Here is a 16806-nt window from a genome sequence, read left to right on the forward strand (position 1 = left end):
CGGACAGACCATGATCAACTTCGGGTGGGGCTCCACAGTGACCCAGGACACCCGGCTGTCACCTCCGGTACACCGGCCTGCAACACTGTGAACTCCGGCAACGGCGCCGGTCAGGTCCCTGAAGCTCAGTCAATCGCCCCGGAGGCGTGACCACATGACCCAGACCGCCGATCCGACCTCGTTGGTGCTTCCCGCCGAGCTCAAGCCGTCTGACGGCCGCTTCGGCTGTGGACCGTCCAAGGTGCGTCCCGAGGCCGTCGCGGCCCTCGCGTCCGAGGGTGCCGCGCTGCTCGGCACCTCGCACCGGCAGAAGCCCGTCAAGAACCTCGTCGGCCGCGTGCGGTCCGGTCTGCGCGAGCTGTTCCAGTTGCCGGACGGGTACGAGGTCGTGCTCGGCAACGGTGGCACCACGGCGTTCTGGGACGCGGCGTCGTTCGGGCTGGTCCGCGAGACGGCCCAGCACTTCACGAACGGCGAGTTCTCGTCCAAGTTCGCGAAGGTCACGCAGACCGCGCCGTTCCTGAAGGACTCGCTGGTCACCAAGGCCGAGCCGGGCACCTCGCCCGAGCTGTTCTACGCCGAGGGCGCCGACCTGGTCGGCTGGGCGCAGAACGAGACGTCGACCGGTGTCGCGATGCCGGTGACGCGCATCGAGGGCTCCGGCGAAGCGCTCATCGCCATCGACGCCACGTCGGGTGCGGGTGGTCTGCCGGTCAAGGCGGAGGACTTCGACGTCTACTACTTCGCGCCGCAGAAGTCGTTCGCGTCCGACGGTGGCCTGTGGCTCGCGTTGATGTCGCCCAAGGCGCTGGAACGCGTCGAGGAGCTCAAGGACCGCTGGGTGCCGGAGTTCCTGTCGCTGCCGACCGCGCTCGACAACTCCACGAAGGACCAGACGTACAACACGCCGTCGGTCGCGACGCTCTTCCTGCTGGCGCACCAGATCGACTGGATCAACGGCAACGGTGGCCTCGACTGGTCCGTCGCGCGCACGAAGGACAGCAGCGACCGGCTGTACTCGTGGGCCGAGAAGACCGCGTACACCACGCCGTACGTCGAGAAGGCCGCTGACCGCTCGCAGGTCGTCGGCACGATCAACTTCTCCGACGACGTCGACGCGGCCACGGTCGCGAAGGTGTTGCGCGCCAACGGCATCGTGGACGTGGAGCCGTACCGCAAGCTCGGCAAGAACCAGCTGCGCGTCGCGATGTTCCCGGCCATCGAGCCGAACGACGTCACGATCCTCACGCAGGCGATCGACTGGGTCGTCGGCCAGCTCTGACCCGACAGCAACCTGGGGCGCACCGAGTTCCCGGTGCGCCCCAGGGCTTTTCAGGCAAGTGCTTCCGTGGGCGACTGGCGGGCCGCCCGCACCGCGGGATAGACGCCGGCGATGGCGCCGATGAGGATCGCCGAGCCCACTCCCCCGAGCAGGGCCGGCCACGGCAGTGCCGCAGGCCAGTGCTGGCTGATCGAATACCCGGCCGTGACCGCGATGCCCACGATCACGCCGACCAGCCCGCCCAGACCTGACAACAACACCGACTCGGTGAGGAACTGCCACCGGATCTGCCGCCGGGTCGCCCCGAGCGCCCGCCGCAGACCGATCTCCCTGCGGCGTTCCAGCACCGAGATCACCATCGTGTTCGCCACGCCGACGCCACCCACCAACAACGCGACTCCGCCCAAACCCAGGAACAGCGCGTTGTAGGAACTCTCGGCCAGCTGCTGCGCCTCCAGCGCCTCAGACGGCCGGGAAACCTTGACCTCGTTGGACTTCTGCGGGTTCAGCGTCGGGCCGAGCAGGGTGCGGACGTTGTCCACCTGGTCCGGCGACGTGCGCACGTAGACCGTGTTCGCGTGGCCCTCGAACCCGAACGCCTCCTTGGCCGCGTCCCAGCCGACCAGCGCCGACCGGTCGATCTCCGGCGAGAGCGGCAACGGCCCGAGGATGCCGACGACCGTGAACCACTGGCCGTCGATCCACAGCTGCACCCCCGGCTTCTCGATGCCGAGCCTGGCCGCCGCGGTGCCCCCGAGCACCACCGACTTCTCGCCCGGCGACAGCCACCGGCCCTCGCGGACCTCGGCGCTCAGCACCTTCAGCAGGTCCTGCTCGGCCGCCTGCACCTGCAACCCCAGCGTGTCGCTGGACGGCACCAGGTCGTTCTTGCGGACGCTGGCGCTGACCTTGCCGGTGGCGCTCGCCGCCGACACCGCCCCGATCCGCTTGGCCATCGGCACCGCGGTCTCCGGCAGCTTCGCGTCCTGGCCGAAGAGGTCCTGTCCGGGTGCGGCGGTGAGGAGGTTGGTGCCCAGCTTGGACATCTTCTCGCTCAGAGCCGCCGCGCTGGAGGCCGGGATGCCGACGACGGCGACCACGGCGGCGATGCCGATCGCGATGCCCAGGGCGGAGAGGACCGCGCGGATCGGCCGGGTCTTCATGCCGAAGAACCCGAGGCGCAGCAGGTCGATCACGATGCCCTCCCTTCAACAGCCCTCGTCCGATCTGTCATGTCGCTGCCGATAAGTTGTCGTTCGTGCGAACGGCCTACAAGTGCCGGGCCTACCCGACCTCCGATCAAGCCGCAGTGCTTTCCCGAACCTTCGGTTGTGTACGTCTCGTGTGGAACAAGACGCTCGGTGAGCGGATTCACCGCTACCGCAACGAAAACGTGCGCACTTCGTATCGAAGGACAGACGCGACGCTGACCGAGTGGAAGCGAGGTGACGAGCTCGCGTTCTTGTCGGAGGTGTCGTGCGTGCCGCTGCAGCAGACGCTGCGGCATCAACACACTGCGTTCCAGAACTTCTTTTCGGGACGTTCCCGCCATCCCAGGTTCAAATCGCGGAAGTGCCGTCAGAGTGCGCACTACACCAGATCGGCGTTCCGCATGCGCGGTGGCTCGCTGGTCCTGGCCAAGATGACTACCCCGTTGCAGTTCACCTGGTCGTTCGGTGACGTGGACGTCACCGAGTTGGCCCCGACCATGGTCGTCGTCTCCCGCGAACCCGATGGACGCTGGTACGTGTCCTTCGCTGTGGAATCCGCGCGAACCACCCCAGCCCCGGTGGCGAACCACGCGATTGGAGTCGATCTCGGACTGACGAACTTCCTCGTGACCAGCGATGGCGTCCGAGTGGCCAACCCGCGGCTTCTCACCCGAAAGGCGCGAAACCTCGCGCGCTACCAGCGCAGGCTGGCTCGCTGCCGCGCCGGAAGCAACAACCGCCTCAAGGCGAAGGCCAAGGTGGCCCGCGCGCATCGGAAGATCCGGAACGCCCGACAGGACTTCCTTCACCGCACCAGCACCCGGCTGGTGCGATCTGCCGACGTGATCGCGATCGAAGACCTCAACGTACGCGGCATGATGCGCAACCGAAGGCTCTCCCATGCCATCGGCGACGCCGGATGGGGCGAGTTCCGCCGACAGTTGGAGTACAAGTGCCAACGCGCCGGCCGAACGCTGGTGGTCGTCGACCGCTGGTTTCCCTCCAGCAAGACCTGCTCCCAGTGCGGGCACCTGCTCGCGGAGATGAAACTGTCCGCCCGGCACTGGACGTGTCCGGGTTGCCGTGCCCGGCACGACCGGGACCTCAACGCGGCGAAGAACATCCTTGCGGCTGGTCGAGCCGTGACCCGAGACGTCTCGGGTGATGCCTGTGGAGCTGATGTCAGACGGCAAGGAACACCCCTTCCGCAATCGGCTGCGAAGCAGGGACCCGATGCCGTGAGGCTCGGCGCGTGAGCGAAGTCAAACGATCACCCCGTCCCGCACCTCGACGCGACGGGGAGCCCACGCCGCGATGTCCCGGTCGTGCGTGATCATCACGATCGTCGTGCCGTCGGAGTTGAGGCTCTCCAGCAACTCCAGCACCCCGGCCCCGTTCTTCGTGTCCAGGTTCCCGGTCGGCTCGTCGGCCAGCAGGATGCCCGGCGAGTTCACCACGGCCCTGGCGATCGCCACCCGCTGGCGTTCGCCGCCGGACAGCTCGTGCGGCTTGTGCAGCGCCCGGTGGATCAGCCCCACCCTGTCCAGAGCGGACATCGCAAGAGCGCGTCTCTTCGAGCGCGGCACGCCGGCGTAGACCAGGCCCGAGGCCACGTTCTCGATCGCGGACAGCCCGTCGGTGAGGAAGAACTGCTGGAACACGAACCCGATCGTGCGCGCCCGCAGCGCGGACAGGGCGTTGTCCGACATCACCGAGACGTCGTTTCCGTCGATCTCGACCTTGCCTGCGGTCGGCTTGTCGAGCGTGCCCATCAGGTGCAGCAGCGTCGACTTCCCCGAGCCGGACGGTCCCACGATCGCGAGCATCTCCCCGCCCCCGACGGTCAGGGAGACGTCGCGCAACGCCTGCACGCCGCCGGGGTACGTCCGGCTCGCGTGGTCGACGGTGATCACTCGGTGGTCACCACCTTCATGCCCTCGCGCAGGCCCTCGCCCTGCACCTCGACCTGGCCCTTGGCGAAGATGCCGACGGTGACCGGGATGGTCCTGCCGTCGTCGGTGACGAGGCCGTAGCCGCCCTCGTTCAACGCCAGCAGCGCGCCGATCGGCACGGCCAGGACGTTCTGCTTCTTCGACACGGTGAACAGCGCGGTGACGCTGCCGCTCTCGATGCCCTCGGCGGCCTTGGGGTCGTCGACGGAGATCGTCAGCACGATCTTCGGCTTGGAGCCCTGGTTCGGGTCGCCGGTGGTGCGGGTGATGCCGTTGATGGTGCCGGTGGTGGGCTTGCCGCCGGAGATGGACAGCTCGACCTTCTCGCCCTGCTTGGCGAGGCGTTGCTTGGCCTGGTCCAGTTCGACGGTCACCGCGCGTTCGGTGCCGGTGACCTTCATCAGGTCGCCGCCCGCCGGCGCGCCGAGCTGGGCGGTCAGCGACGAGACGCGGATCGCTCCACTTTGGATGATCACGTCACCGGCGCCGAGCTTGCCGGTCTGTTCGAGGCCGAGCGCCTTCTGCCACTTCCTCAGCGCCGAGGCGGTGTACGAGGTGAACTTCTCGTCGGGGGCGCCGAAGTCCTTGAACCCCAGTGCGGCGAGGTTCTCCTCCACCACCTTGACGTCGGGTCCGTTCGACATGCCCGCTTCGAGGTCTCGGTAGAGCGGCATGTCGGCGTAGAACAGCGGCACCGGTTTGGCGTCCGAGTGGAACACCGGTCTGCCGCGCTCGATGACGTCGCCCTGCTTCGGCAGTGCCGTGACGGTGCCGCTTTTCCGGCTGGCCAGAGCTCGTTCCGAGCCGTGGCCGAGCTGGCCGGTGACGGACTGCTGGTCGGCGAGGTTCGTCTTCCTGACGGGCGCCGTCTTCGACGGGTCGTTCTGCAGCGGGGCGGCGTTGGCCTGGTCGGCCGCGATCCTGGTGAGGACCACGACCCCGCCGGTGCCGAGCACGACGGCGGCGACCAGGGCCGCGATGACGACCTTGCGGTTCACGCGGCGTTTCATCCGGCCGGCCTCACAGCGATCATGCCCTCGCCCATGCCGCAGTCCTTCATGTCCTGCTTGACCTTCTCGTCGGACATGTCGGGCAGTTCCTGGACCTGGTTGCCCTCGGGGCCGGTACCGTCGAAGTTCGGGTCGGGCCAGTCATACCCCTTGTCCCGCATGCACTTCGCGTCCTTGCGCATCTTGTCCTGCACCTCCGGCGACGGTGGCTTGAACTCGCCGCCGTTGGGGAGGTGCTTCTTGCAGGCCTCGTTGGCTGCGCTCATCTTGTCCATGTCCGGGGCGCCGGCCTCGCCGCCGTCGGCGGGCATGGCCTCGATCATCACGCCGCCGCTGCCGTCGTCCTTGGGGTCCGGCATGTTCACGCCGTTCTCCCGCATGCACTTGGCGAACGCGAGCATGTCGCCCTTCTCGTCCTTCTTGCCGTCGGCCGCCTGGTCCTTCGACCCGCAGGCGGTGAGCGCCAGCAGCAGGCCCAGCAGCACCGCGATGGTGGATTTCATGGCGACAGGTCTACGGAGGCGCCCGTTCGGGGGCGTTAAGCGAAAGGCCTTATCCGGCGCTTATGCCCTCCGCGCGGAAAATGGGCGTCATGCGTGTGCTGGTGGTCGAGGACGAACAGCTGCTCGCGGACACGATCGTCGAGGGACTGCGCAGGTTCTCGATGGCGGTCGACGTCTGCTACGACGGCGAGGCGGCGCTGGAACGCGTCGGGGTGCACGCGTACGACGTCGTGGTGCTCGACCGCGACCTGCCGCTCGTGCACGGTGACGAGGTGTGCAAGGCGGTGCACGCGACCGGCGGAGAGGCGCGGGTGCTGATGCTGACGGCGGCGGCCGAGGTCGACGACCGGGTGGCCGGCCTCGGGCTGGGCGCCGACGACTACCTGACCAAGCCGTTCGCGTTCGCCGAGCTCGTGGCCCGCGTGCAGGCGCTGGGCCGCCGCGCTCGTCCCGCCCTGCCGCCGGTGCTCGAACGCGCCGGGGTCACGCTCGACCTGCCGCGGCACCAGGCGTCGCGGGACGGGACGTTCCTGCCGCTGTCCCCCAAGGAGTTCGCCGTGCTGGAGGTGTTGATGCGGGCGGAGGGCACCGTGGTGAGCCCGGAGGAGCTGCTGGAGAAGGCCTGGGACGAGCACGCGGACCCGTTCACCAACGCCGTGCGGGTGGCGGTGATGACGCTGCGCCGCAAGCTGGGCGCGCCGCAGGTCATCCAGACCGTGCCCGGCGCCGGCTACCGGTTCGGCTCGTGAAGCTGCGGACCAGGCTGACGGCCTGGTACGCCGGGGTGTTCCTGATCGCGGGCGTCGCGCTGATCGGCCTCAACTACTGGCTGCTCGCGTCGTTCGCGCCGGTGGACGCGGGCATCGCCGTCTCGCGGGCGATTCCCACCACCGAGCTGGGCGCGGTGTACCCGGGCTACGCGGACTTCTCGGCGGTGCCCGCCGGTGAGCTGCCCACCGACACGCTGGTGGTGTCCGGCGCCGAGGCCAAGAGCGAGGTGATGAGCACGGTCCTGTGGGGGTCGATCATCGCGTTGCTGGTGGCGGCGGTGTTCGCGGTGTGGCTCGGCTGGGTCGTGGCCGGGCGCGTGCTGGAGCCGTTGCACTCGATCACCTCGACCGCGCACCGGCTGGAGGCCGAACGCCTCGACCAGCGCATCGAGCTGGACGGGCCGCCGGACGAGCTCAAGGAGCTCGCGGACACCTTCGACGGCATGCTCGACCGGCTCGCGTCGTCGTTCGACAGCCAGAAGCGGTTCGTCGCGAACGCCTCGCACGAGCTGCGCACGCCGCTGGCCGTGCAGCGGACGCTGATCGAGGTGGCGGTGGCCGCCCCGGACGCGACCGAGGACATGCGCCGTCTCGGAGCGCACCTGCTCGACACGAACGAGCGAAGCGAGAAGCTCATCGACGGGCTGTTGCTGCTCGCTCGCAGTGACCGCGGGCTCGCCGCGCGTGAGCTCGTGTGGCTGGACGAGGTCGTCGAGGACGAAGTGGAGTCGTGTCGCGCGTTGGCCTTGGAGAAAAAGGTCACGTTTGAGGTTCGGACTCGCAGGTATCTGGTCGACGGTGATCCGGTCTTACTTGCCCAGCTCGTGGGCAACCTGTTGCGCAACGCGCTTCTGTACAACCAGCCGGGCGGAACGGTGACCGTAGAACTTGATCAAGAGCTGATCGTTTCCAACACGGGGCCCACCGTGCCTGCCCAGGCAGTACCCGGCTTGTTCGAGCCCTTTCGACGTCTCCGCGATCGCACGGGAACGGCCGGATCGGGCCTCGGGCTGTCGATCGTGCAGTCCGTCGCGCGCGCTCATCAGGGCTCCGCGAAGGCTCGTCCGAACGGGGGAGGCGGGCTGGTGGTCCAGGTGAACCTTCCGGAAACGGGCGTGCGACAGGCCTCGTGAACTGGCAAGATCACGTAGAGATATCGGCGAGCCTCCCACTCGTGGACCGCTCGTTGTCCTAACGTTGTCTGCTGGCGAGGTGCGAATTCAGGGAGGCCACGATGCGAGCGCTGCGAGTCATCGGGCTCGACGAGGACGGTAAGTCCGTCATCCTCGAAGACCCCGAAAACCGCGGCGAGCGCTTCACGCTCCCCGCGGACGAGCGTCTTCGAGCGGCTCTGCGAGGTGACCTCGCGCGCCTCGGCCAGATGCAGATCGAGTCCGGCGAGGCCCAGATGCGGCCGCGCGAGATCCAGGCCCGCATCCGTGCCGGCGAGTCGATCGAACAGGTCGCCGCCGCCTCCGGGATGCAGACGCACCGCATCGAGCGCTTCGCCTACCCGGTCCTGCTGGAGCGTTCGCGCACCGCGGACCTCGCGCAGCGCGCGCACCCGGTCCGTGAGGACGGTCCGGACGTGCAGACGCTCGGCGAGGTCGTCGCGCACTCCTTCGGCCTGCGCGGCCACGACCTGTCCGACACGAAGTGGGATTCGTGGAAGGGCGACGACGGCCGCTGGATCGTGCAGCTGCACTGGACGACCGGGCGTTCGGACAACCGCGCGCACTGGGCGTTCCACCCCGGTGCGCAGGGCGGCACGGTCACGGCGCTCGACGACGCGGCCGTCGACCTGATGGACCCGAACCCGAACCGCACGCTGCGCACGGTGCGGCCGGTGACGCAGCTGGCACGGCAGGCCCTGGAGGCGACTCCGGTCCTGCCCGCCATCCCCGTGCTCGAGGAGCCGATCCCGGTCCCGGCGCAGGCACCCGCCCCCGTGGCGACGCCTGCTCCCGCGGTCGCGGAGAAGCCCGCCCAGGAGAAGCTGCCCGAACCCGAGCCCGCCCCTGCTCCGCCGCCGCCCCCGGTGAAGGAGCAGGAGCCCGTCGCGGAGAAGCCGGTCCGCAAGGACCCTCCTCCGAAGCGGGGGAAGAAGAACCACCCCATCGTGCCTTCGTGGGAAGACGTTTTACTGGGCGTGCGGTCGAACCGCTGAGTGAGAAGCTGACGCCGTGGGACGTCGTGTCGCGCTGGCTGCCGGAGTGGGTGCACTCCTCGGCCTGGCCTGGTGGGGAATGTTCGAGCTCTACGTCTCGGGTGCGGTCTGCACGAAGGACGAGTGGGGCTGCCTCGGGGTCTTCGTGACCTCGATACCGATCTTCGCCGTGGTGGGGTCGGTGCTGGGTGGATTGGCGTTGCGATCGCTGAAGGTGTCGCGGGCGTGGCTGGTGGCCGTGCCCGCGACCCTCATGGCGGTGGTCGCGATGGTGTTGTTGATGGGGGTCACCTTCCTCGCGTTCGCGGTGTTCGCGGCGCTGTACGTGCTGATCGCCGTGCTGACCGGATCGGTCGAGGCCCGCCGCGAATCGCCGTGACAGGTCCTTGGAGGGTGCCGACCGCTGCCGCGGCGGGAGCGTTGTGCGGGGCGGGGTGGTTCGCGTCGATCGAACCCGCCGGCGACCTGACCTGCCCGGAGAGCGGCATCGGGTGCGCGCTCCTGGTCCTGTTCATCCTCATCCCGGCGCTGGTGGTGCTGTGGGGCCTGGCCGGGTGGGGGCTGCTGAGGCTCGTCCGGTTCGGCTCGGCCGGGCGAACCGCCGCGCTGGGGACGGCGGGGGCGGTCCTGCTGGTCGTACTCATCTCGTTCGGGCTGAGGTTCGTGCGGTTCCCGCTGCCGGAGTGGAGCGGGAGCCTCGTGGTGGCGTTCGGGACCTCGTGCGGTTACGCGCTGGCTTCGGTGGTGACCGGGGCGCGCGGTGAAGGTGCTGTGGAGGGTTCGTGAAGGACGGCTTCCCGTCGTCCTCGATCAGGTAGCTGTGGGCGCATGGTCCTGCGCACCGTGGTGGGGGCGGTCGCCGGAGCCGTCGCCGGCACCGGGTTCTTCCTCACGCTCGACGGCTTCTCCCGGTACTGCTACCTGAGGCCCGGCCGCACCGGGTGCGGCGTCACGCTTCCCCTCCTCCACCCGCCGGTCTTCGCGTTCTGGATGGTCGTCGCGGCCGCCGTGATCCTGGCCGGGTTCCGCGTCGGGCGGCAGGAGCGCGGGTGGGTCGCGACCGGGATCGGCAGCGGGCTCTGGCTCGTGCTGATCGTGGCGGTCGTCTGGTTCGAGATCGGCTGCCTGGAGGTCCACCCCGAAGACCGGCACCTCGTCCTCGGGGTCACGGCGGTGGTCGTGCCCTGCGTCGCCTACGCGGTCGCGACGTCCTCGGCCGGTCAGGCGCGACGGTGCTGACGCGGGCGGTCACCGGCCTGGTCGCCGGGCTCGTGGGGGTGCTGGCGACGGGTCTGGCCGGCATCGGGCTGGTCATCGGGTTCTGCGGGTTCGAGAAGCCGCGGCCGTGGTCCGATGAACGGTGTCTCGTCGGCGACTACGCCGAGTACGGGCTGCTGCTGATCCCGGTCGTGCTGCTGGGCGGGCTGGCCGGGACGGCGTTGATGCACGTGTGGTTGCTGCGGCTGCGCGGGCAGCCCAGGCCGTCGTCGGTGGTGGCACCGGGCATCGGGCTGGTGCTCGTGTTCACGTTCTTCGGCACGCTCACCGGGGTGGTCGGGCTGGTCCTCGTGCCCGCGCTGGCGTTCGCGCTGGCCGGCGTGCTCACCGGACTCGGGCGCAACGGTCTGTGATCGAGCCCTTGGCTCACGCGGCAGGCGCTGGTTACGGTGGGCGGCGTGACCGAGCAGAGCACCGCGGGCAGGACGGGCAGGGCAGGACGCCGGCTTCTCTTCCGGGTCGTCCTGTCGATGGCCGTCGGAGCCGGGCTGGTGCTCGGGTGGACGTGGGCCTACGAGTCGGGCTTCCTGAAGTCGTGGCTCGACAGCACGTCGATGTCGACGTTCCTGCTGCTCGTGCTGGTCGGGCTGCCGCTCGCACTGGTGTCGTCGCTGGTGCTGGCCGGGCCGGTGCTGTGGGTCTTCGGGGTGCGGCCGGTGTGGCCGATCATCCTGCTCGGGCCGATCGTGCTGGGCATCGGGCTGTACTTCAAGGTGCACGAGCCGGTGCTCGGGTGGTTCGCCAACAGGCACCACGCCGAGGCGTTGCTCGCGGCCGTCGCCTACGGACTCGTCGGGCTGGTCACGTTCAAGAGGTCGTAGGCACCTCGTCGAGCAGGTCCAGGTTCCAGCCCTCTCGTTCGCACCAGTCCTCGGCGTCCTCCCGGGACACGAGCATCGCGTGCCGTGGCCGTGGACCCGCGAGGTGGTCCCAGCCGTCGGGGGCGAGCACGAAGTTCACCCCGTCGCGTGAGGCGATGAGCCGTCCGTGTGGAAACGCCATGGTCTGCTCGGTTCGCAGAAACCGCGTCATGGTGGTCATCGTGCCCTTGACCTCGACCTAAGTCGAGACAGCAGGCTCCGGTGGGGAGAAAAACCGGATGCTGAGTGTCGGTCCTCCTTCGTACTTTGGAGAGGACCTGGAGGGGGCTCATCGCGTGAGCGATCAACGTAACTCGACGATTCAGACCTTGCGGAGGTTGTGGCCGTACGTGCGGCCGCACCGCGCACGGATGAGTGTCGTGCTGTCGGCGACGATGCTCGCGATGCTGTGCGGTCTCGGCATCCCGCTGCTCACGCAGCGCATCGTCGACGGTCCGATTCAGAACAAGGAAACCGGTCCGCTGCCCTGGCTGATCCTGGGCGTGCTGGCGCTCGGGCTCGGTGAGGCGCTGCTGTTCTACATCCGGCGCAAGGTCGTGGCGCGGCCCGCCGCCGAGGTCGAGGCGCGCATGCGGTTCGACCTGTACAAGCACCTGCAACGGCTGCCGGTCGCGTTCCACGACCGCTGGCAGTCGGGCCAGCTGCTCTCTCGCGCCACGAACGACCTCACGACCGTGCGGCGTTTCGTGGCGTTCGCCATCGTGTTCCTGATCGTCAACTCGCTGGTCGTCCTGATCGGCCTGGGCATCATCGCGTCGCTCTCGCCGTGGTTGCTCATCGTGTCGTTGTGCGGCGCACTGCCGTTGATCGTCATCTCGTACTTCTTCGAGTCGAAGTTCAAGATCGTGGCGCGCCAGGCGCAGGACCAGGCGGGCGACCTGACCACGACGGTCGAGGAGTCGGTGCTCGGCATCCGGGTGCTCAAGGCGTTCGGCCGCGGGCCGGAGCTGTCGAAGCGGTTCCTGGCGCAGGCCCGTGAGCTGCGCTCGACGGAGCTGAACAAGATCTCGATCCTGGCGTCGCTGTGGTCGGTGCTGATCGTCCTGCCCGAACTGTCGATCGCGGGCATGCTCGGCGTCGGCGCGATCGGCATCGTGCAGGGCTGGATGACGGTCGGCACGCTGGTCGCGGCCGTCGCGGTGAGCGCGTACCTGCGGTGGCCCATCGACTCCATCGGCTGGCTGCTGGCGGAGACGAACCAGGCCGCCTCGGCGCTGGAACGCTACTGGGAGGTCATCGACTCCCCCGTCACGATCACCGGCCCCGCCACGCCCGCGCCGCTGCCCACGCCGCTGCGCGGGCACGTCCGTTTCGAGGGCGTGCGGTTCGCGTTCGAGGACGGCCGCGAGGTGCTGTCCGGCGTCGACCTCGACCTGCGTCCCGGTGAGACGGTCGCGCTGGTCGGTGCGACGGGCTCGGGCAAGACGACGCTGACGGCACTGGTGCCGCGGCTCGCGGACGTGACCGGCGGGCGGATCACGATCGACGGCGTCGACGTGCGGGACCTCTCGCTGGAGGACCTGCGGACCGTCGTGGGCACGGCGTTCGAGGAGCCCGTGCTGTTCTCGGCCTCCGTGACCGAGAACGTGGGCCTGGGCGTGCCGGACGTGACCGAGGCCCAGGTGCGCGAGGCGTTGCGGGTGGCGAAGGCCGAGGAGTTCGTGGACGCGCTCCCGTGGGGGCTCGCGACCCGCATCGGCGAGCAGGGCCTGTCGCTGTCCGGTGGTCAGCGGCAACGGCTGGCGCTGGCCCGTGCGGTCGTCGGCAAGCCCGCCGTGCTGGTGCTCGACGACCCGTTGTCGGCGCTGGACGTCCACACCGAGGCCGAGGTGGAGGCCGCGCTGCGCCGGGTGCTGAGCGAGACCACGGCCCTGGTCGTGGCGCACCGCTCGTCGACGGTGCAGCTGGCGGACCGGGTGGCGCTGCTGGCCGACGGCAGGATCGCGGCCATCGGCTCGCACCGGGAACTGCTGGACACCAACGAGGAATACCGGCATCTGCTGTCCAGCATGGACGACGAGCTGGTCGAAGAGGAGGTGGCGTCGTGAGTGAAGTGACCGCACCCGTTGCGGCAGAAGAAGAATGGCGCGGCGTCGCCGCCGAGGAGATCGAGGAGATCTCGCACTCGACGGGCCTGCGCCTGCAGGCCCGGTCGCGCAGGCTGCTGGGTTCGTTGCTGCGTCCCCACATCGGCCTCACGTCGCTGGCGATCGCGGCGGTGGTCTGCGGCAACCTGGCGGCGCTCGTGGGCCCGTTGCTGATCGCCGCCGCGATCGACAACGGCATCCCCGCCGCGATCGGCGGCAGCGCGTCGATCCTGGTGTGGTGCGTCATCGGCTACGCGGTCTCGGCCGTGCTGATGACGTTCCTGCGCTGGGCGTTCCTGCGGCTCGCCGGCCGGGTGGGCCAGGACGTCCTGCTGGACCTGCGCGGCCGGATCTTCCGCCACTCGCAGGGCCTGTCCGTGGGCTTCCACGAGTCGTACACGTCGGGCAAGGTCATCGCCCGCCTGACGAGCGACGTGGACTCGTTGCAGGACCTCCTCGAAGAGGGCATCGACAGCCTGTTCAACGCGGCCCTGTCGGTGACCGGCATCGCGATCATCCTGCTCTACCTGGACGTCCCGCTGGCGTTGGTCGTGATCGCGGGCTTCATCCCGATCTACTTCATCTGGCGCTGGTTCCGCCGCCGCTCGATGGACGCCTACCGGGGCACGCGCGGCGCGATCGCCAAGATCATCGTGCAGTTCGTGGAGTCGATGAACGGCATCCGCGCCGTCCAGGCGTTCCGCCGCCAGCCCCGCAACGAACAGATCATGACGGGCTTCAACGGCCAGTTCCGCGACGCCAACACCGACGCCCTCGGCGTCATGGCGATGTTCGTCTCGACGGTCCGCGCCATCGGCAACGTGTCGCTGGCCGTGGTCCTCGCCTGGGGCGCCTACCGGGTCGCGGGCGGGTCCCTGGAACTGGGCGTCCTGACGGCGTTCACGGTCTACATCCGCCGCTTCTACGACCCGTTCGACGAACTGGCGATGTTCGCGAACTCCTACTCCTCGGCCACCGCGGCCCTGGAGAAGATCTCGGGCGTCCTCGAGGAGAGGCCCTCGGTCCCCGAACCCACGACCCCGGTCCCCCTGGCCGAGCCGCGCGGCGCGGTCCGCTTCACCGACGTGGAGTTCCAGTACCCGGGCACCACCCGCCTGGTGCTCCCGCGCTTCTCCCTGGACGTCCCGGCGGGCCAGACCGTGGCCCTGGTCGGCGCCACCGGGGCGGGCAAGACCACGGTCGCCAAGCTCGTGGCCCGCTTCTACGACCCGTCGGCGGGCGCCGTCTCGCTGGACGGCACGGACCTGCGTTCCGTGGCGGACACCGACCTGCGCAGAGCGGTCGTCATGGTCACCCAGGAGAACTTCCTGTTCTCCGGCTCGGTGGCGGACAACATCGCCCTGGGCCGCCCCACCGCCACCCGCGAGGAGATCGAGGCGGCAGCGCAGGAGGTGGGCGCGCACGGCTTCATCAGCGCGCTCCCCGACGGCTACGACACGGACGTCCGCAAACGAGGCGGCCGCCTCTCCGCGGGCCAACGCCAAATGGTGGCATTCGCGCGCGCATTCCTCGCAGACCCGGCCGTACTGGTCCTGGATGAGGCAACATCGTCCTTGGACGTGCCCACAGAACGCGCCGTGCAGGCGGCCCTGGAAACAGTGCTGGCGGACCGGACCGCGTTCATCATCGCCCACCGCCTGTCGACGGTCCTGATCGCGGACCGCGTACTGGTGCTGGATGGTGGCATTGTGGTGGAAGACGGCTCCCCAGCGGAGCTGATCGGTGAGCGGGGCCGCTTCGCGGCCCTGCACACGGCCTGGAGCGACTCGCTCGCCTAGGTCTGCAGGTCGCGTTCGCGCCAATGGGGATCTGGCGCGAACGCGACCTCACGCTCACCCGAGCCGAGGCCGACCGAGCACAAGCATCGCGACGGCGCAGCCGAGCCCGCCAAGGCCCAACGGCAATGCCGCAGGCGAGGCGTCGGTCCTGGCTGAACCGTCGAGCCGGTATCGGTGACGTGAGCACCCAGCGCCTCGCAAGGGCCCAAAGTCAAGCCCCGATCCCCATCCGACGCGCCAGCGGCGATGCCGAAACCACAGCTCGGCTCAAGGCCCTGCACCAAACCCGACCACCGCATTGGCGACGCACCCCACCACCACCGTCCGATAGGTTCTGCCACGAACGCGACAGACCCCCGAGGAGGGCCCAGTGGAGTTGCGAGTCCGGGACGGCCGCGCCGTGCTCGCCGGCGAAGACGAGTCCGGCGAACGCGAGGTCGACCCGCACAGCCTGCCCCTGGGCGCCGATCTGGCCGAAGCCCTCCACGAGTGGGCGAAGGTGGCCGAAGCGGTCACCCGCACCGAAACCCCGCAGGACGGCGTGGCGAACGCCCTGATCGCCCGCCGGGGCAAGCAACTCGCGATCCGGATCGCCACCGTGATGAACTCCCAGGTCAGCTACACCGACCCGGTGAGCGGCGAGTTGGTGAGCGTCGACGCCCCCGAACAGCCGGAAGAACCCGAGCACGTCGCGGAGCCCGAGCCGGCCCCGGAACCCACCCCGTGGGGCACGGGCCTCACGGTCAGCCTGATCACCGCGGCCATCGTCACGGTGACGGTCGTGTCCCTCTCGCTCGGTCTGGGCGAGACGAGCCGCTGGCTGGCGCTGGTGGCGAACGTCCTCGTGGTCGGCGGCCTCGCCCCGAGCGTCTGGCTGGGCCGCAAGGTCCCGGTGTGGCGCTGGGTCGCCTACGGAGTCGTGACGGGAGTCGTCGTGGCCTGGCTCTCCCTGATCCTGACTCTGCTCTGAACCCCGAACCCCGAACCCCGACCACAGATCTCAGAGCAACGCGTAGAACGCCACGGCCCCGGCCGTGGCCACGTTCAACGAATCCACCCCGGACGACATGGGGATCCGCACCGCCAGGTCGGCGGCATCGATGGCCTCGTCGGTCAGCCCCGGCCCCTCGGACCCCAGCAACACGGCGACTCTCCGCCCGCGCAACCCCGCATCTGCAAGATGCAGAGCGGATGCCCGGGGCGTCAGAGCGGCAACCGTGTAACCCTTTTGCCGCAACAGGTTCAGCGCCGCGGGCCACTCATCCGTGGTAGCGAACGGCACGCGCAGCACGTGCCCCATCGAGACGCGCACGCTGCGGCGGTAGAGCGGATCGCTGCAGCCGGGCCCCAGCACCACCCCGTCCACGCCCAGGGCGGCGGCGTTGCGGAAGATCGATCCGAGGTTCTCGTGGTCCCCCACGCCCTCCAGCACGGCGAGGCGGCGAGCCGAGGACACCAGCGCGTCGAACGAGACCGCTGGTGCCCGGTCGGCGGCCGCCAGTACACCCCGGTTCAAGTGGAAACCGACGACCGACGCCATAACCTCTGCTGAGGTCACGTAGGCGGGAACGTCCAGGTCAGAAAGGTCGAGTGCCTCGATTCGGCGGCGCACCCCGAGCAGCCCGCGCACGGGGTAGGGCGACGCCAGCAGACGTTCCACGACCACCACGCCCTCGGCGATGACCAGGCCTCGTCCTCCCGGGCGGTCCGGCCTGCGGTCGGCCGTCGAGAGGTCGCGGAAGTCGTCGAGCCGGGGGTCGGCCGGGTCGTTGATCTCGATCACGTCTGCCACGCCGGAAGTTTCGCATCCTGGCCGGTGTGGAACAGGCGAGGTAGTCCGGAGGGCGGAACCTCGCACGCCCGACC

General features: G+C 69.4%; 19 protein-coding genes. 13 read left to right on the plus strand and 6 right to left on the minus strand.

Annotated elements, in window-relative coordinates:
* Window positions 1-154 precede the first annotated feature (154 nt).
* Window positions 155-1282, plus strand: coding sequence for a phosphoserine transaminase (serC, locus tag QSK25_RS28105; RefSeq protein WP_285642676.1), 1128 nt, complete (start codon window positions 155-157; stop codon window positions 1280-1282).
* Between the two features lie 50 nt (window positions 1283-1332).
* On the opposite strand, the gene QSK25_RS28110 is transcribed toward serC, so the two are convergent.
* Complete coding sequence (locus QSK25_RS28110) at window positions 1333-2445, minus strand: ABC transporter permease (protein ID WP_285642947.1); 1113 nt, start codon at window positions 2443-2445, stop codon at window positions 1333-1335.
* Window positions 2446-2540: 95 nt separating this feature from the next.
* Between QSK25_RS28110 and QSK25_RS28115 the strand changes: the two genes are divergently transcribed.
* Window positions 2541-3749, plus strand: a complete 1209-nt coding sequence (locus QSK25_RS28115) for an RNA-guided endonuclease InsQ/TnpB family protein (RefSeq protein WP_285642678.1) — start codon at window positions 2541-2543, stop codon at window positions 3747-3749.
* 6 nt (window positions 3750-3755) lie between these two features.
* Here the strand turns inward: QSK25_RS28115 and QSK25_RS28120 are convergent, their stop codons facing one another.
* The 3 genes from QSK25_RS28120 to QSK25_RS28130 are packed head-to-tail and all read right to left on the minus strand — an operon-like array spanning window position 3756 to window position 5958.
* The gene (locus QSK25_RS28120) at window positions 3756-4406 is read right to left on the minus strand and encodes an ABC transporter ATP-binding protein (protein ID WP_285642679.1); all 651 of its coding nucleotides are present in this window, start codon (window positions 4404-4406) and stop codon (window positions 3756-3758) included.
* Window positions 4403-5455 (minus strand): peptidoglycan-binding protein, encoded by a 1053-nt coding sequence (locus QSK25_RS28125; RefSeq protein ID WP_285642680.1) that lies wholly within the window; start codon window positions 5453-5455, stop codon window positions 4403-4405. Before QSK25_RS28125 ends, QSK25_RS28120 begins: the two co-directional genes overlap by 4 nt.
* Complete coding sequence (locus QSK25_RS28130; protein WP_285642681.1) at window positions 5452-5958, minus strand: hypothetical protein; 507 nt, start codon at window positions 5956-5958, stop codon at window positions 5452-5454. The genes QSK25_RS28125 and QSK25_RS28130 overlap by 4 nt, the downstream gene beginning before the upstream one ends.
* An 89-nt stretch (window positions 5959-6047) precedes the next feature.
* Between QSK25_RS28130 and QSK25_RS28135 the strand changes: the two genes are divergently transcribed.
* The 8 genes from QSK25_RS28135 (at window position 6048) to QSK25_RS28170 (ending at window position 10994) form a co-directional block, all read left to right on the plus strand.
* Entirely contained in the window at window positions 6048-6707 is a 660-nt protein-coding gene (locus QSK25_RS28135; protein ID WP_285642682.1) for a response regulator transcription factor, read from the plus strand.
* On the plus strand, window positions 6704-7861 hold the full coding sequence (locus QSK25_RS28140) for a sensor histidine kinase (RefSeq protein WP_285642683.1): 1158 nt from the start codon (window positions 6704-6706) through the stop codon (window positions 7859-7861). Before QSK25_RS28135 ends, QSK25_RS28140 begins: the two co-directional genes overlap by 4 nt.
* Window positions 7862-7962: 101 nt before the next feature.
* Window positions 7963-8895, plus strand: a complete 933-nt coding sequence (sepH, locus tag QSK25_RS28145; RefSeq protein ID WP_285642685.1) for a septation protein SepH — start codon at window positions 7963-7965, stop codon at window positions 8893-8895.
* A 16-nt stretch (window positions 8896-8911) separates the two neighbouring features.
* A complete protein-coding gene (locus QSK25_RS28150) occupies window positions 8912-9274 on the plus strand; it encodes a hypothetical protein (protein ID WP_285642687.1) in 363 nt (120 codons plus the stop codon).
* A 14-nt stretch (window positions 9275-9288) separates the two neighbouring features.
* Window positions 9289-9681 carry a hypothetical protein gene (locus tag QSK25_RS28155; RefSeq protein WP_285642688.1) on the plus strand — a complete coding sequence of 131 codons (393 nt, stop codon included), beginning with the start codon at window positions 9289-9291 and terminating at the stop codon, window positions 9679-9681.
* Window positions 9682-9723: 42 nt separating this feature from the next.
* Window positions 9724-10134 carry a hypothetical protein gene (locus tag QSK25_RS28160; RefSeq protein WP_285642689.1) on the plus strand — a complete coding sequence of 137 codons (411 nt, stop codon included), beginning with the start codon at window positions 9724-9726 and terminating at the stop codon, window positions 10132-10134.
* A complete protein-coding gene (locus tag QSK25_RS28165; protein WP_285642693.1) occupies window positions 10128-10526 on the plus strand; it encodes a hypothetical protein in 399 nt (132 codons plus the stop codon). The genes QSK25_RS28160 and QSK25_RS28165 overlap by 7 nt, the downstream gene beginning before the upstream one ends.
* Window positions 10527-10571: 45 nt before the next feature.
* Window positions 10572-10994: a hypothetical protein gene (locus QSK25_RS28170; RefSeq protein WP_285642695.1), complete on the plus strand. Its 423-nt coding sequence runs from the start codon at window positions 10572-10574 to the stop codon at window positions 10992-10994.
* Here QSK25_RS28170 and QSK25_RS28175 read toward each other — a convergent pair.
* Window positions 10981-11205, minus strand: a complete 225-nt coding sequence (locus tag QSK25_RS28175; protein ID WP_285642697.1) for a hypothetical protein — start codon at window positions 11203-11205, stop codon at window positions 10981-10983. The genes QSK25_RS28170 and QSK25_RS28175 overlap by 14 nt on opposite strands.
* A gap of 157 nt (window positions 11206-11362) precedes the next feature.
* Between QSK25_RS28175 and QSK25_RS28180 the strand changes: the two genes are divergently transcribed.
* From QSK25_RS28180 to QSK25_RS28190, 3 genes are all read left to right on the plus strand, one after another.
* The gene (locus tag QSK25_RS28180; RefSeq protein ID WP_285642699.1) at window positions 11363-13102 is read left to right on the plus strand and encodes an ABC transporter ATP-binding protein; all 1740 of its coding nucleotides are present in this window, start codon (window positions 11363-11365) and stop codon (window positions 13100-13102) included.
* Window positions 13099-14940 (plus strand): ABC transporter ATP-binding protein, encoded by a 1842-nt coding sequence (locus QSK25_RS28185; protein WP_285642700.1) that lies wholly within the window; start codon window positions 13099-13101, stop codon window positions 14938-14940. The genes QSK25_RS28180 and QSK25_RS28185 overlap by 4 nt, the downstream gene beginning before the upstream one ends.
* 370 nt (window positions 14941-15310) lie before the next feature.
* Window positions 15311-15910: a DUF2537 domain-containing protein gene (locus QSK25_RS28190; protein WP_285642702.1), complete on the plus strand. Its 600-nt coding sequence runs from the start codon at window positions 15311-15313 to the stop codon at window positions 15908-15910.
* 30 nt (window positions 15911-15940) lie between these two features.
* Here the strand turns inward: QSK25_RS28190 and QSK25_RS28195 are convergent, their stop codons facing one another.
* Entirely contained in the window at window positions 15941-16732 is a 792-nt protein-coding gene (locus tag QSK25_RS28195; protein ID WP_285642704.1) for a TrmH family RNA methyltransferase, read from the minus strand.
* Window positions 16733-16806 lie beyond the last annotated feature (74 nt).

The sequence above is a fragment of the Lentzea sp. NBRC 102530 genome, from assembly GCF_030269365.1.
Taxonomy (GTDB): Bacteria; Actinomycetota; Actinomycetes; order Mycobacteriales; family Pseudonocardiaceae; genus Lentzea.

What these genes read in the sequence shown, in the direction of transcription:
- QSK25_RS28175 (WP_285642697.1), bottom strand. Translation starts at nt 11,205, where the DNA reads ATGACGCGGTTTCTGCGAACCGAGCAGACCATGGCGTTTCCACACGGA.
- serC (WP_285642676.1), top strand. Translation starts at nt 155, where the DNA reads ATGACCCAGACCGCCGATCCGACCTCGTTGGTGCTTCCCGCCGAGCTC.
- QSK25_RS28160 (WP_285642689.1), top strand. Translation starts at nt 9,724, where the DNA reads ATGGTCCTGCGCACCGTGGTGGGGGCGGTCGCCGGAGCCGTCGCCGGC.
- QSK25_RS28125 (WP_285642680.1), bottom strand. Translation starts at nt 5,455, where the DNA reads ATGAAACGCCGCGTGAACCGCAAGGTCGTCATCGCGGCCCTGGTCGCC.
- QSK25_RS28130 (WP_285642681.1), bottom strand. Translation starts at nt 5,958, where the DNA reads ATGAAATCCACCATCGCGGTGCTGCTGGGCCTGCTGCTGGCGCTCACC.
- sepH (WP_285642685.1), top strand. Translation starts at nt 7,963, where the DNA reads ATGCGAGCGCTGCGAGTCATCGGGCTCGACGAGGACGGTAAGTCCGTC.
- QSK25_RS28110 (WP_285642947.1), bottom strand. Translation starts at nt 2,445, where the DNA reads ATGAAGACCCGGCCGATCCGCGCGGTCCTCTCCGCCCTGGGCATCGCG.
- QSK25_RS28135 (WP_285642682.1), top strand. Translation starts at nt 6,048, where the DNA reads ATGCGTGTGCTGGTGGTCGAGGACGAACAGCTGCTCGCGGACACGATC.